Genomic DNA, 14,554 nt, shown 5'->3' on the forward strand with positions numbered 1-14,554 from the left:
AGCGCCGGTAGGCTCTGGGAGCAGCGAAAGCCGCCTGTAACACACACAACGAAGGACGATCGTGCTCATTGCCGGGTTCCCCGCCGGGGCCTGGGGGACGAACTGTTACCTCGTCGCCCCCGCCGCCGGTGAGGAGTGCGTGATCATCGACCCCGGCCATCAGGCCGCCGAAGGCGTCGCGGAAGCACTGCGCAAGCATCGGCTCAAGCCCGTCGCCGTCGTCCTCACCCACGGCCACATCGACCACGTGGCCTCGGTCGTCCCCGTCTGCGGCGCGCACGAGGTACCGGCCTGGATCCACCCCGAGGACCGGTACATGATGAGCGACCCGGAGAAGGCGCTCGGCCGGTCCATCGGCATGCCGCTGATGGGCGAGCTGACCGTGGGGGAGCCGGACGACGTCAGGGAGCTGGCGGACGGCACGACGCTGGAGCTGGCCGGCCTCACGCTCTCCGTCGCGCACGCGCCGGGCCATACCAAGGGGTCGGTGACCTTCCGGATGCCCGAGGCCGCCGACATCCCGTCGGTGTTCTTCTCCGGGGATCTGCTGTTCGCCGGCTCCATCGGACGCACCGACCTGCCGGGCGGATCCATGGCGGACATGCTCGAGTCGCTGGCCCGGGTGTGCCTGCCGCTCGACGACTCCACCGTGGTGCTGTCCGGCCACGGCCCCCAGACGACCATCGGCCGGGAACGCGCCGCCAACCCCTATCTGCGGCAGGTGGCCGCCGGTCCGGGAAGCGTGGACGCTCCCCGACGAGGAATGTGACGAGAGACCTTTCGTGAGCACTTTTCAGGCCCCCAAGGGCACCTACGACCTGATCCCGCCGGACTCGGCCGCGTACCTGGCGGTCCGCGAGGCCATCGCCGCCCCGCTGCGCAACTCCGGCTACGGCTACATCGAGACCCCCGGCTTCGAGAACGTCGAGCTGTTCGCGCGCGGGGTCGGCGAGTCCACCGACATCGTGACCAAGGAGATGTACGCCTTCGAGACCAAGGGCGGCGACCGGCTCGCCCTGCGCCCCGAGGGCACCGCGTCCGTGCTGCGGGCGGCCCTGGAGGCCAACCTGCACAAGACGGGCAACCTCCCGGTCAAGCTCTGGTACTCCGGCTCGTACTACCGCTACGAGCGTCCCCAGAAGGGCCGTTACCGCCACTTCTCCCAGGTGGGCGCCGAGGCGATCGGCGCGGAGGACCCGGCGCTGGACGCCGAGCTGATCATCCTGGCCGACCAGGCGTACCGCTCGCTGGGCCTCAGGAACTTCCGCATCCTGCTCAACAGCCTGGGCGACAAGGAGTGCCGCCCGGTGTACCGGACCGCGCTCCAGGACTTCCTGCGCGGCCTGGACCTGGACGAGGACACCCGCCGCCGCATCGACATCAACCCGCTGCGGGTCCTGGACGACAAGCGCGAGTCGGTGCAGAAGCAGCTCACCGGCGCCCCGCTGCTGCGGGACTACCTGTGCGACGCGTGCAAGGCGTACCACGAGGAGGTCCGGCAGCTGATCACCGCCGCGGGCGTCTCCTTCGAGGACGACCCCAGGCTGGTCCGCGGCCTGGACTACTACACCCGCACCACCTTCGAGTTCGTGCACGACGGCCTGGGCTCGCAGTCCGCGGTGGGCGGCGGCGGCCGCTACGACGGCCTGTCGGAGATGATCGGCGGCCCCGCGCTGCCGTCCGTCGGCTGGGCCCTGGGCGTGGACCGCACGGTCCTCGCGCTCCAGGCCGAGGGCGTCGCCCTGGACCTGCCGTCCTCGACGTCCGTGTACGCCGTCCCGCTCGGCGAGGAGGCCCGCCGGGTGCTGTTCGCCAAGGTCACCGAGTTGCGCAAGGTGGGCATCGCGGCCGACTTCGCCTACGGCGGCAAGGGGCTGAAGGGCGCGATGAAGAACGCCAACCGCTCCGGCGCCCGCTACGCGGTCGTCGCCGGCGAGCGCGACCTCGCCGAGGGCCTCGTCCAGCTCAAGGACATGGAGTCCGGCGAGCAGACCGCGATCGGCGTCAACGAGATCGTGGCGGAACTGGAGTCGCGGCTCGGCTAGCCGCACGCGCGCGTGGGCGCCGGACGCTCCTCCGAGGGGCGTCCGGCGCCCTTGCCGCGGCGGGACGCGGCAGGCCGGCCGTACCGGGCGGGGGGCACCGGTCGTACGCACATCCTTATGCGCATCGAACGGTGCGGACACAGGCGCGTGCGGCACAATGACCCGTGCCCGAAGAAGGTCCGACCCTCGAGTGACGGAATCGGCGTGATGAGCAAGACGACAGTGAACGACGTCTCCGCAAAGCCCGGTCCGGAGCGCGCCGCCGACGCCCCGCGCGCGGCCGGCGGCAGCCGCGCCCTCGCCATCCTGCTGGTGATCACCGGCGCGGCCGGGCTGCTGGCCTCGTGGGTCATCACGATCGACAAGTTCAAGATCCTCGAGGCCAAGGTCGCGGGCAAGACCTTCACCCCCGGCTGCAGCCTCAACCCGGTGGTCTCCTGCGGCAGCGTCATGGAGAGCAAGCAGGCCGCCGCGTTCGGCTTCCCGAACCCGATGCTCGGGCTGGTCGCCTACGGCATCGTCGTCTGCGTCGGCGTGAGCCTGCTGGGCCGCGCCCGGTTCCCGCGCTGGTACTGGCTGACGTTCAACTTCGGCACGCTGTTCGGCGTGGGCTTCTGCACCTGGCTGCAGTTCCAGTCCCTGTACCGGATCAACGCGCTGTGCCTGTGGTGCTCGCTGGCCTGGGTCGCCACGATCACCATGTTCTGGTACGTCACCTCGTTCAACGTCCGCAACGCCTTCCTGCCGGCCCCGCGCTGGCTGAGGTCCTTCTTCGGCGAGTTCACCTGGGTCCTGCCGGTCGCGCACATCGGCATCATCGGCATGCTGGTGCTGACCCGCTGGTGGGAGTTCTGGACCGGCTGACCGCCCCGACGGGATTGTCAGTGCGGTGTTCTAGGGTTTCAGCGTGGAACCCGACCTGTTCACCGCCGCAGCAGAAGAACGCCAGGAGAAGGACCCGGCGGGCAGCCCGCTGGCGGTGCGCATGCGCCCGCGCTCCCTCGACGAGGTCGTGGGCCAGCGGCATCTCCTGGCGCCCGGCTCACCCCTGCGCCGCCTGGTCGGCGAGGGCTCCGGCGGGCCCGCCGGACCGTCCTCGGTGATCCTCTGGGGCCCGCCCGGCACCGGCAAGACCACCCTGGCGTACGTGGTGTCCAAGGCGACCGACAAGCGGTTCGTGGAGCTGTCCGCGATCACCGCCGGCGTCAAGGAGGTCCGCGCGGTCATCGACGGCGCCCGCCGCGCCACGGGGGGCTACGGCAAGGAGACCGTCCTCTTCTTGGACGAGATCCACCGCTTCAGCAAGGCCCAGCAGGACTCCCTGCTCCCGGCCGTGGAGAACCGCTGGGTCACCCTGATCGCGGCCACCACGGAGAACCCGTACTTCTCGGTGATCTCCCCGCTGCTCTCCCGCTCCCTCCTGCTCACCCTCGAACCCCTCACCGACGACGACCTCCGCGGCCTGCTGCGACGCGCCCTCACCGACGAACGCGGCCTGAAGAACGCCGTCACGCTCCCCGAGGAGACCGAGGAGCACCTGCTGCGCATCGCCGGCGGCGACGCCCGGCGCGCCCTGACGGCCCTGGAGGCCGCCGCCGGCGCCGCCCTGGACCAGGGCGAGAGCGAGATCGGCCTGCGGACGCTGGAGCAGACCGTCGACCGCGCCGCGGTGAAGTACGACCGCGACGGCGACCAGCACTACGACGTCGCCAGCGCCCTCATCAAGTCCATCCGCGGCTCCGACGTCGACGCGGCCCTGCACTACCTCGCCCGCATGATCGAGGCCGGCGAGGACCCCCGGTTCATCGCCCGCCGCCTGATGATCTCCGCCAGCGAGGACATCGGTCTCGCCGACCCCCACGCGCTGCCGATCGCGGTCAGCGCCGCCCAGGCCGTCGCCATGATCGGCTTCCCGGAGGCCGCCCTCACCCTCAGCCACGCCACCATCGCCCTGGCCCTCGCGCCCAAGTCCAACTCCGCGACCACCGCGATCGGCGCCGCCCTGGACGACGTGCGCAAGGGCCTGGCCGGCCCGGTCCCCCCGCACCTGCGCGACGGGCACTACAAGGGCGCGGCCAAGCTCGGCCACGCCCAGGGGTACGTGTACCCGCACGACCTGCCCGAGGGCATCGCCGAGCAGCAGTACGCCCCCGACGCCCTGAAGGACCGCGAGTACTACACCCCGGGCCGGCACGGCGCCGAGGCCCGGTACGCGGACGCCGTCGAGTGGACCCGCAGACACCTCGGTCGCAAGCGATCCTGAGCAGCCTGTAGACTGCTGCGAAGCGCCGAGTCCCGTGCCGTCAGAGCGGGACACCCGGCCGGAGCCCGGTCCCCGGCGGACCGGCTCCAGGAGCGTCGCGCACCGTCGAACGGTGTCGCGGGCAGCCCACCACCCCCCGTGCAGTCCCGGGACGGTCGGTGGGCCACTCGCGTGCTGCACGTATGTGCCCAGACCAGGGAAGCGGCTGCCCGGCAGGTCCCACGCGGACCCGACGGGTTCTCCCCGGCTGCGGATGCGACCTCCCTAACCCTGACAAGCCGAAAACTACGAAAGAGATTGAGACAGTGGCGAACCAGTCCCGCCCCAAGGTCAAGAAGTCGCGTGCCCTCGGCATCGCGCTGACCCCGAAGGCCGTCAAGTACTTCGAGGCCCGCCCCTACCCGCCGGGTGAGCACGGCCGCGGCCGCAAGCAGAACTCGGACTACAAGGTCCGTCTGCTGGAGAAGCAGCGTCTGCGCGCGCAGTACGACGTGTCCGAGCGCCAGCTCGTGCGCGCCTACGAGCGTGCCTCCAAGGTCCAGGGCAAGACCGGTGAGGCCCTGATCATCGAGCTGGAGCGCCGTCTCGACGCGCTGGTCCTGCGTTCGGGCATCGCCCGCACGATCTACCAGGCCCGCCAGATGGTCGTCCACGGCCACATCCAGGTCAACGGCCAGAAGGTCGACAAGCCGTCCTTCCGTGTCCGTCCGGACGACGTCGTGCAGGTCCGCGACCGCTCCAAGGACAAGACGCTGTTCCAGATCGCCCGCGAGGGCGGCTTCGCCCCCGACGGCGAGACCCCGCGCTACCTCCAGGTGAACCTCAAGGCCCTGGCGTTCCGCCTGGACCGCGAGCCGAACCGCAAGGAGATCCCGGTGATCTGCGACGAGCAGCTCGTCGTCGAGTACTACGCCCGCTGACCCCGGTCACGGCGTAAGCCTCAGCCCGCCGTCTCCCCGCCCTTCCGGGTGGGCGAGGCGGCGGGTTCGCGCTGTCCGGGGCCGCCGTCCGGGGCCGGGCCGCGCGGTGCCGGCAGGGCGCCCAGCGTCCCCGGCTCCCGGCGCCGCAGCGCCCGGGCCACCGCCGCCTCCGGGTCCAGCCCGGCCCCCTCCCGCACGCACTCGGCGTACCGCGCGTCGCCGAGCGCCCGCCGCGCGGCGGCCTCGCACCGCTCGTGCGGCGCGTTGTAGTGGGCGGACCCGAACAGCGGCAGCCCGACCGAGGGCCACAGCCGTCCGGCGGCGCCCTGGAGCACCGCCGCCTCCACCGGATCGCCCTGCGCCACCGTCACCAGCGCCAGCAGCTCGATGACGAGCACCGAGCCCAGCAGATCGCGGAAGGCGTGCGCGTCGGCCAGCGCGTCGGCCAGCAGCTCCCGCGCGCCCGCCGGGTCCCCGTCGGCCCAGGCCGCGTACGCCAGCACGTACAGCGCGTAGGAACGCGCCCACCGCTCCCCGTGGTCCTCGCACAGCCGGCGCACCTCCTCGCACAGGCGCACCGCGTCCGGCAGGTCCCCCCGGAACGCCCGGGCCATCGCCAGCTCCACCCGGCCCATCAGGACGTTGCTGTTCAGCTCGCCGATCGCCCGGTAACGCTCCAGCGCCGAGCGCAGCAGCGTTTCCGCACCGGCCATGTCGTCGGTGACCAGGGCCAGGCAGCCCATGCGGTGCTCGGCATAGGCCACCGCCGCCGGATCGGCCGCCCGCTCCGCCCGCTCCCGGCACGTCCGCAGCGTCCGCAGCGCCGGCCCGGTGTCGCCTTGGAGGACCGCCACGTAGCCCAGCACCCACAGCGCCTTCAGCCGGGCCTTCTCGTACCCCGACTCCAGCTCCACGCCGCGCTCCAGCCAGCGCCGCCCCTCCGCCAGCCGCCCGCAGCCCACCCAGCAGAACCACAGCGACCCCGCCAGCTGCTGGCCGAGATGCGCCTCGCCCGGCTCGCTCAGGCACAGCTCCAGCGCGGCCCGCAGATTCGGCAGCTCGGCGTCCGCCCGCGCGGCCACCTCCCGCTGCCGGGGCGTGAACCACTCCAGCTCGCACCAGGCCGCCAGGCCCAGGTACCAGTCCCGGTGCCGTCTGCGCATCCGGTCCGCGTCCCCGGCCGCCGCCAGCCACCCGGCGCCGTAGGCCCGCACGGTGTCCAGCATCCGGTAGCGCGGGCCCGCCGGACCTTCCTCGCGGGCGACGACCGACTGGGCCAGCAGCTCCGACAGCAGGTCCAGCACGTCCTCGGCGGGCAGCCCCGCACCACCGCACACGTACTCGGCCGCCTCCAGGTCGAAGGTGCCCGCGAACACCGACAGCCGCGCCCACAGCATCCGCTCGGCCGGCGTGCACAGCTCGTGGCTCCAGCCGATCGCCGTGCGCAGCGCCCGGTGGCGGGGCAGGGCGTCCCGGCTCCCGCCGGTCAGCACCCGGAACCGGTCGCCGAGGCGGTGCAGCAGCTGCGCCGGGGACAGCGCGCGCAGCCGCCCGGCCGCCAACTCCAGCGCCAGCGGGATCCCCTCCAGCCGGCGGCACAGCTCCCGTACCTCGGGGCCGTCGGCCACCGGCACCCCGTGCGCCCGGGCCCGGTCGGCGAACAGTTCCACCGCCTCATCAGGGCCGAGCGGCGCCAGCGGGAACAGCAGCTCGCCCGCGAGTTCCAGCGGACGCCGGCCCACCGCCAGCACCCGCAGCTCCGGCAGCCCGCGCAGCAGCCGGGCCACCAGGACGGCACAGGACGCCGCCAGATGCTCGAACCCGTCCAGCACCAGCAGCATCCGCCGCCCCGCCAGCTGCTCCAGCAGCGTCTCGCGGGGCAGCCGGGTGGTGTGGTCGGTCAGCCCCAGCGCCTCCACGACCGCGTACTCCACGAACTGCGGATCGCGCACCTCGGCCAGCTCCACCCGGCCCCAGCCCGCGGCCCCCGCCGGACCGCCGGCCGCCCACCGCGCCGCCGCCCGCGCCGCCAGCCGGGACTTGCCCACCCCGCCCGCCCCGGTCACCGTCACCAGCCGGGCCCGGCCGAGGGCCGCCGCCAGCTCGGCCAGCTCCGCCGAGCGCCCGACGAAAGCGGTGAGTTCGAGGGGTGGGGCGACGCCCGTGAAGGGGCCGGGACCGTGAGGATCTCGCATGGGACACGGAGCGTACTGAAACGTGTTCACTGCGTACAATCACTCGGCACCACCGCGTCCGCGCCGCCGAGGAATCCGGTACGGAGCCGCGGCCCCGGCGCGATAGGCTCGGGGCACGACTTTTCCGATGCTCAGGCACGTTTCAGGGAGCGGGTGCGCACAGTGTCCGGTACAGAGGTGGCCGGGATCCTGGTGGCCGTCTTCTGGGCGATCCTGGTCTCCTTCCTCGCGGTCGCGCTGGCGAGGCTGGCCCAGACGCTCAAGGCGACCACCAAGCTCGTCGCGGACGTGACCGACCAGGCCGTCCCGCTGCTCGCCGACGCCTCCCAGGCGGTGCGCTCCGCGCAGACCCAGATCGACCGGGTCGACGCGATCGCCTCCGACGTCCAGGAGGTCACCTCCAACGCCTCCGCGCTGTCGACCACCGTCGCCTCCACCTTCGGCGGCCCGCTGGTCAAGGTCGCGGCCTTCGGCTACGGCGTCCGCCGGGCGCTCGGCGGCCGCAAGGGGGAGGACGTGCCTGCGAAGTCCCCCCGGCGTACCGTGATCGTGGGCCGGACGGTCCCCGCCGCACGACGCAAGCGGAAGTAAGGACTGAGACCGAGCGATGTTCCGCCGTACGTTCTGGTTCACCACCGGTGCCGCCGCCGGCGTGTGGGTCACCACCAAGGTCAACCGCAAGATCAGGCAGCTGACCCCGGAGAGCCTGGCCGCCACCGCGGCGAACAAGGCCCTGGAGACCGGTCAGCGCCTGAAGGACCGCGCGGTCGGCTTCGCGTTCGACGTCCGCGACAACATGGCCCGGCGGGAGACCGAGCTGGAGGAGGCCCTCGGCATCCACGAGGACCCGGAACTCCCCGCGCCCCGGCGGTACACCGCCATCGAGAACGACAACAGCAGCACACCGAAGTACATCGAAGCCCCGATGCACTCGTACAACCGGAATGAGGACCACTGATGGAGTCGGCCGAGATTCGCCGCCGCTGGCTGAGCTTCTTCGAGGAGCGCGGGCACACCGTCGTCCCTTCGGCGTCGCTCATCGCGGACGACCCGACTCTGCTCCTCGTCCCCGCCGGCATGGTGCCCTTCAAGCCCTACTTCCTGGGTGAGGTCAAGCCGCCGTTCCCGCGCGCCACCAGCGTGCAGAAGTGCGTGCGCACGCCCGACATCGAAGAGGTCGGCAAGACCACGCGGCACGGCACGTTCTTCCAGATGTGCGGCAACTTCTCCTTCGGCGACTACTTCAAGGAAGGCGCCATCAAGCTCGCCTGGGAGCTGCTCACCTCGCCCCAGGACAAGGGCGGTTACGGCCTCGACCCCGAGCGCCTGTGGATCACCGTCTACCAGGACGACGACGAGGCGGAGCAGATCTGGCACGAGGTCGTCGGCGTGCCCAAGGAGCGCATCCAGCGCCTGGGCATGAAGGACAACTTCTGGTCCATGGGCGTACCCGGCCCGTGCGGCCCCTGCTCCGAGATCAACTACGACCGCGGCCCCGAGTTCGGTGCCGAGGGCGGCCCCGCCGTCAACGACGAGCGGTACGTGGAGATCTGGAACCTCGTCTTCATGCAGTTCGAGCGGGGCGAGGGCATCGGCAAGGACAACTTCGAGATCCTCGGGGACCTGCCGAGCAAGAACATCGACACGGGCCTCGGCCTGGAGCGGCTCGCCATGATTCTGCAGGGCGTGCAGAACATGTACGAGATCGACACCTCCATGGCCGTCATCGACAAGGCCACCGAGCTGACCGGCGTCCGCTACGGCGACGCCCACGACTCGGACGTGTCCCTGCGCGTGGTCACCGACCACATGCGCACCGCCACCATGCTCATCGGCGACGGCGTCACCCCGGGCAACGAGGGCCGCGGCTACGTCCTGCGCCGCATCATGCGCCGCGCCATCCGCAACATGCGGCTGCTCGGCGCCACCGGTCCGGTCGTCAAGGACCTGGTCGAGACCGTGATCGGCATGATGGGCCGGCAGTACCCGGAGCTGGTCACCGACCGCGAGCGCATCGAGAAGGTCGCCCTCGCCGAGGAGGCCGCCTTCCTCAAGACGCTGAAGGCCGGCACCAACATCCTCGACACCGCCGTCACCGAGACCAAGGCCGCCGGCGGCACCGTCCTCTCCGGCGACAAGGCGTTCCTGCTCCACGACACCTGGGGCTTCCCGATCGACCTCACCCTGGAGATGGCCGCCGAGCAGGGCCTCGCCGTGGACGAGGACGGCTTCCGCCGCCTGATGAAGGAGCAGCGGGAGCGCGCCAAGGCCGACGCCCAGGCCAAGAAGACCGGCCACGCCGACCTGGGCGCCTACCGCGAGATCGCCGACAGCGCCGGCGCCACCGACTTCATCGGCTACACCGACACCGAGGCCGAGTCCACGGTCGTCGGCATCCTGGTCGACGGCGTCTCCTCCCCGGCCGCCACCGAGGGCGACGAGGTCGAGATCGTCCTGGACCGCACCCCGTTCTACGCCGAGGGCGGCGGCCAGATCGGCGACACCGGCCGCATCAAGGTGGACACCGGCGCCGTCATCGAGGTCCGCGACTGCCAGAAGCCGGTCCCGGGCGTGTACGTCCACAAGGGCGTCGTCCAGGTCGGCGAGGTCACCGTCGGCGCCAAGGCCCACGCCGCCATCGACGCCCGCCGCCGCCACGCCATCGCCCGCGCCCACTCGGCCACCCACCTCACCCACCAGGCCCTGCGGGACGCCCTCGGCCCGACGGCCGCCCAGGCCGGTTCGGAGAACCAGCCCGGCCGCTTCCGCTTCGACTTCGGCTCCCCGTCCGCCGTGCCGACGGCCGTGATGACCGACGTCGAGCAGAAGATCAACGAGGTGCTCGCCCGCGACCTGGACGTGCACGCCGAGGTCATGGGCATCGACGAGGCCAAGAAGCAGGGCGCCATCGCCGAGTTCGGCGAGAAGTACGGCGAGCGGGTCCGCGTCGTGACCATCGGCGACTTCTCCAAGGAGCTGTGCGGCGGCACGCACGTGCACAACACCGCCCAGCTGGGCCTGGTGAAGCTGCTCGGCGAGTCCTCCATCGGCTCCGGTGTGCGCCGCATCGAGGCCCTGGTCGGCGTGGACGCCTACCACTTCCTCGCCCGTGAGCACACGGTCGTCAACCAGCTGACCGAGCTGCTCAAGGGCCGCCCGGAGGAGCTGCCGGAGAAGGTCTCCTCGATGCTCGGCAAGCTGAAGGACGCCGAGAAGGAGATCGAGCGGTTCCGCGCCGAGAAGGTCCTCCAGGCCGCCGCCGGCCTCGCCGAGTCCGCCCGGGACATCCGCGGCGTCGCCGTGGTCACCGGGCGGGTCCCGGACGGCACCACGCCCGACGACCTGCGCAAGCTGGTCCTGGACGTGCGCGGCCGGATCCAGGGCGGACGGGCCGCCGTGGTGGCGCTGTTCACCGTCAACAACGGTAAGCCGCTGACGGTCATCGCCACCAACGACGCCGCCCGCGACCGCGGTCTGAAGGCCGGTGACCTGGTCCGCGCCGCCGCCAAGACCCTCGGCGGCGGCGGTGGCGGCAAGCCGGACGTGGCCCAGGGCGGCGGCCAGAACCCGGCCGCCGTCGGCGAGGCCGTCGAGGCCGTCGAGCGGCTCGTCGCCGAGACCGCCAAGTAGGGAACGGTCGAAGCAGATGCGCAGAGGACGTCGGCTCGCGATCGACGTCGGGGACGCCCGGATCGGGGTCGCCTCGTGCGACCCCGACGGGATCCTCGCCACCCCGGTGGAGACCGTCCCCGGCCGGGACCTCCCCGCCGCCCACCGCCGCCTTCGTCAACTGGTGGAGGAGTACGACCCGATCGAGGTCGTCGTCGGCCTTCCTCGCTCCCTCAAGGGGGGTGAGGGCCCGGCCGCGGTCAAGGTCCGCGCCTTCGCCCGGGAACTGGCCACGGGCATCCAGCCGGTGCCGGTGCGCCTGGTGGACGAACGGATGACGACCGTCACGGCCAGCCAGGGACTGCGCGCCTCGGGCGTGAAGTCCAAGAAGGGCCGTTCGGTCATCGACCAGGCGGCGGCCGTCATCATCCTGCAGCAGGCCCTGGAATCCGAACGGGTGTCAGGCAAACCACCCGGTGAGGGCGTCGAAGTGGTCATCTGATCGCGATACGGTAACGTTCCGCGCGATGCGCCGGTGTTCGAACAGCCGGGGCACAGCAAGAGGCGGAGCGGAATCCGGCCCACGAGCCGCGGGACCGTCGGCCTCGCGGCTCTAGGGGATCGATGACTGAGTATGGCCGGGGCCAAGGCTCCGAACCGTGGAATCCGGAGGACCCGTTGCACGGGGACGGCGGATGGGGAGGACAGCAGGCCCAGGAGGGTTCGCAGTCCCCCTACGGCGGCCAGCCGCAGCACCACCCGCAGGCGCCGCGGTACGGCGACTGGAACGAGGGACAGCAGCCGGGGTACGACGGCCAGCACCACCCGCAGCACGACGACCGGTACCACGCCCCCCAGGACGGTCGGCAGCAGTACGACCAGCAGCTCGCCGCCCACGCTCAGCACCAGTTCCACCAGGGCGGCTGGGACGCGACCGGCACCCACGGCCATGTGCCCTACGCCGCCGACCCCGGCGACCCCTACGGCCAGCAGCCCGTGGCCTACGGCGCGGAGCAGCCCGACCTCTATCCCACCGAGGACGCCTACCCGCCGCCGGAGCCGCCCGGCCGCAGACGCCCCGAGCCAGAGCCGGCGGGCGAGGAGGAGAGCGCGCTCGCCGGAAGCCGCGGCGACGACGGCGAGGACGGCGAGGAGCACGAACTCCAGGGCCGGCGGGAGCGGCGCGGCAAGGGCCGCAAGCCGGTCAAGCCCAGGAAACGGCGCACCGGTTGCGCCTGCATGGTGGTCGTCCTGGTGTTCGGCGGCGGCCTCGGCGGAGTCGGGTATTTCGGGTACCAGTTCTATCAAAATCGTTTCGGCGCGGCTCCGGACTACGCGGGCGACGGCACCGGCCAGACCGTCACCGTCGAGATCCCCAAGGGCGCGGGCGGCTGGGAGATCGGCCGCCGGCTGAAGGAGGCCGGCGTCGTCAAGAGCGCCGACGCGTTCGTCCACGCCCAGACGACGACACCGGGCGGCGACGGCATCCAGGCCGGTGCCTACCTCCTGAAGAAGGAGATGTCCGCCGCCAGCGCGGTCCGGCTGATGATGGACCCGCGCAGCCAGAACAATGTGATCGTCACCCCCGGCGAGCGCAACACCGAGGTCTACGCGGCCATCGACAAGAAGCTGGAACTGGCCAAGGGCGCGACCAGGAAGCTCGCCGAGAAGGAGTACAAGTCCCTCGGCCTGCCCGCCTGGGCGCGCAACGGCGGCGACGTCAAGGACCCGCTGGAGGGCTTCCTCTTCCCGGGCACCTATCCGGCCGCCAAGGGCATGAAGCCCGACGCCATCCTCAAGCAGATGATCGTCCAGGCCAAGCAGAAGTACGCCGCCTACGGCCTCGACGAGAAAGCCGGGGAGCTAGGGGTGGAGAACGCCTTCGAACTCGTCACGGTCGCGAGCCTGGTCCAGGCCGAGGGCAAGACGCACGACGACTTCCGCAAGATGGCCGAGGTCGTCTACAACCGCCTCAAGCCCACCAACACCGAGACCAACCGCAAGCTGCAGTTCGACTCGACGTACAACTACGCCAAGGGCACGAGCAACATCCACATCTCCGAGAAGGAGATCAACAGCGACCCGAGCCCGTACAACACGTACCGGTACCCGGGACTTCCGCCCGGCCCGATCGGCAACCCCGGCGAGGACGCGCTGAAGGCGACGCTGAACCCGACCGACGACGGCTGGGTCTACTTCGTGGCGACCGACGGTATGAGCAACACCGAGTTCGCCAAGACGTACGCGGAATTCCTAGAACTCAGGGACAAGTTCAATGCCAACACGGGCAACTGACGGCCGCCGTGCCGCCGTGCTCGGCTCTCCGATCGCGCACTCCCTCTCCCCGGTGCTGCACCGGGCGGCGTACGAGGCGGCCGGGCTCACCGGCTGGTCGTACGACAGCTTCGACGTCGACGAGGCCGCGCTGCCCGGCTTCCTCGGCCGGCTGGGGCCCGAGTGGGCCGGGCTGTCACTGACCATGCCGCTGAAGCGGGCGGTCATCCCGCTGCTGGACGAGGTCAGCGACACCGCCGCCTCGGTCGACGCGGTCAACACGCTGGTCTTCACCGAGGACGGACGCCGGGTCGGCGACAACACCGACATCCCGGGCATGGTGGCCGCGCTGCGCGAGCACGGCATCGAGGAGGTCGGCTCCGCCGCGATCCTGGGGGCCGGGGCCACCGCCTCCTCCGCGCTCGCCGCGCTCGCCCGGATCTGCACCGGGGAGGTCGTCGCCTACGTCCGCAGCGAGGCCCGCGCCGCCGAGATGCGGCAGTGGGGCGAACGGCTCGACGTGGAGGTCCGCACGGCGGACTGGTCCGACGCCGCCGAGGCACTGCGGGCCCCGCTGGTGATCGCCACCACGCCCGCCGGGACCACCGACGCGCTCGCCGGCGCCGTGCCCGAACGCCCCGCCACCCTCTTCGACGTGCTCTACGACCCCTGGCCCACCGAACTGGCGGCCCGCTGGTCCATGTCCGGCGGGGCCGTGGTCGGCGGCCTCGATCTGCTGGTCCACCAGGCGGTGCTCCAGTTCGAGCGGATGACCGGGCTGGCCCCGGGCCCGGTGGACGCCATGCGGCACGCCGGGGAGAAGGCGCTCGCGGCCCGCTGACGCCCCCGCGCGCGTCCGCCTGCTGGACCGGCGGCCGTCTCCCGCCCGCGGACGTGGGAGGATCGGAGGTGGCGTGCCGGGGTCGCGCACCCGGTGACGCCGTCGCCGTGCGCGAGGACGCGTACGCCGGGCAGTACCGGGCGCGAGCACTGAGGAGCACCGTTGAGCAGGCTGCGTTGGCTGACCGCGGGGGAGTCCCACGGTCCCGCACTTGTCGCGACGCTGGAGGGTCTTCCCGCCGGCGTGCCGATCACCACGGAGATGGTGGCGGACCACCTGGCGCGGCGGCGGCTCGGCTACGGCCGTGGTGCGCGGATGAAGTTCGAGCGGGACGAGGTCACCTTCCTGGGTGGTGTCCGGCACGGGCTGACCCTGGGCTCGCCGGTGGCGGTCATGGTGGGCAACAC

Annotated in this window: 13 protein-coding genes; 12 read left to right on the plus strand and 1 reads right to left on the minus strand. The window is 71.9% G+C overall.

Annotated features, from left to right (window positions below; translation table 11 throughout):
- Nucleotides 1–61 precede the first annotated feature (61 nt).
- The 5 genes from ACZ4W9_RS15835 (at nucleotide 62) to rpsD (ending at nucleotide 5,228) form a co-directional block, all read left to right on the plus strand.
- The gene (locus ACZ4W9_RS15835; protein ID WP_467935931.1) at nucleotides 62–769 is read left to right on the plus strand and encodes an MBL fold metallo-hydrolase; all 708 of its coding nucleotides are present in this window, start codon (nucleotides 62–64) and stop codon (nucleotides 767–769) included.
- Nucleotides 770–782: 13 nt separating this feature from the next.
- A complete protein-coding gene (gene hisS, locus ACZ4W9_RS15840) occupies nucleotides 783–2,045 on the plus strand; it encodes a histidine--tRNA ligase (RefSeq protein ID WP_467935933.1) in 1,263 nt (420 codons plus the stop codon).
- A 207-nt stretch (nucleotides 2,046–2,252) separates the two neighbouring features.
- The gene (locus ACZ4W9_RS15845) at nucleotides 2,253–2,909 is read left to right on the plus strand and encodes a vitamin K epoxide reductase family protein (protein WP_467935935.1); all 657 of its coding nucleotides are present in this window, start codon (nucleotides 2,253–2,255) and stop codon (nucleotides 2,907–2,909) included.
- Between the two features lie 43 nt (nucleotides 2,910–2,952).
- On the plus strand, nucleotides 2,953–4,308 hold the full coding sequence (locus ACZ4W9_RS15850) for a replication-associated recombination protein A (RefSeq protein WP_467935937.1): 1,356 nt from the start codon (nucleotides 2,953–2,955) through the stop codon (nucleotides 4,306–4,308).
- Between the two features lie 305 nt (nucleotides 4,309–4,613).
- Nucleotides 4,614–5,228: a 30S ribosomal protein S4 gene (rpsD, locus tag ACZ4W9_RS15855; protein ID WP_066996810.1), complete on the plus strand. Its 615-nt coding sequence runs from the start codon at nucleotides 4,614–4,616 to the stop codon at nucleotides 5,226–5,228.
- Nucleotides 5,229–5,248: 20 nt separating this feature from the next.
- Here rpsD and ACZ4W9_RS15860 read toward each other — a convergent pair whose 3' ends face one another.
- The gene (locus ACZ4W9_RS15860) at nucleotides 5,249–7,423 is read right to left on the minus strand and encodes an ATP-binding protein (RefSeq protein ID WP_467935939.1); all 2,175 of its coding nucleotides are present in this window, start codon (nucleotides 7,421–7,423) and stop codon (nucleotides 5,249–5,251) included.
- 162 nt (nucleotides 7,424–7,585) lie between these two features.
- On the opposite strand from ACZ4W9_RS15860, the gene ACZ4W9_RS15865 reads away from it, so the two are divergent.
- The 7 genes from ACZ4W9_RS15865 to ACZ4W9_RS15895 form a co-directional block, all read left to right on the plus strand.
- Nucleotides 7,586–8,014 (plus strand): DUF948 domain-containing protein, encoded by a 429-nt coding sequence (locus tag ACZ4W9_RS15865; RefSeq protein ID WP_318204560.1) that lies wholly within the window; start codon nucleotides 7,586–7,588, stop codon nucleotides 8,012–8,014.
- Nucleotides 8,015–8,030: 16 nt separating this feature from the next.
- Nucleotides 8,031–8,381 (plus strand): hypothetical protein, encoded by a 351-nt coding sequence (locus ACZ4W9_RS15870; protein WP_467935941.1) that lies wholly within the window; start codon nucleotides 8,031–8,033, stop codon nucleotides 8,379–8,381.
- Nucleotides 8,381–11,053, plus strand: a complete 2,673-nt coding sequence (gene alaS / locus ACZ4W9_RS15875) for an alanine--tRNA ligase (protein ID WP_467935943.1) — start codon at nucleotides 8,381–8,383, stop codon at nucleotides 11,051–11,053. The genes ACZ4W9_RS15870 and alaS overlap by 1 nt, the downstream gene beginning before the upstream one ends.
- Before the next feature lie 16 nt (nucleotides 11,054–11,069).
- A complete protein-coding gene (gene ruvX, locus ACZ4W9_RS15880) occupies nucleotides 11,070–11,534 on the plus strand; it encodes a Holliday junction resolvase RuvX (protein ID WP_467935945.1) in 465 nt (154 codons plus the stop codon).
- A gap of 122 nt (nucleotides 11,535–11,656) precedes the next feature.
- Nucleotides 11,657–13,327: an endolytic transglycosylase MltG gene (mltG, locus tag ACZ4W9_RS15885; RefSeq protein ID WP_467935947.1), complete on the plus strand. Its 1,671-nt coding sequence runs from the start codon at nucleotides 11,657–11,659 to the stop codon at nucleotides 13,325–13,327.
- Entirely contained in the window at nucleotides 13,308–14,147 is an 840-nt protein-coding gene (locus ACZ4W9_RS15890) for a shikimate dehydrogenase (protein ID WP_467935949.1), read from the plus strand. Before mltG ends, ACZ4W9_RS15890 begins: the two co-directional genes overlap by 20 nt.
- A 162-nt stretch (nucleotides 14,148–14,309) precedes the next feature.
- The coding region (locus ACZ4W9_RS15895; RefSeq protein WP_467935951.1) for a chorismate synthase at nucleotides 14,310–14,554 on the plus strand (245 nt) is incomplete at its 3' end.

The sequence above is a fragment of the Streptomyces sp. NPDC029296 genome (genome assembly GCF_055569255.1).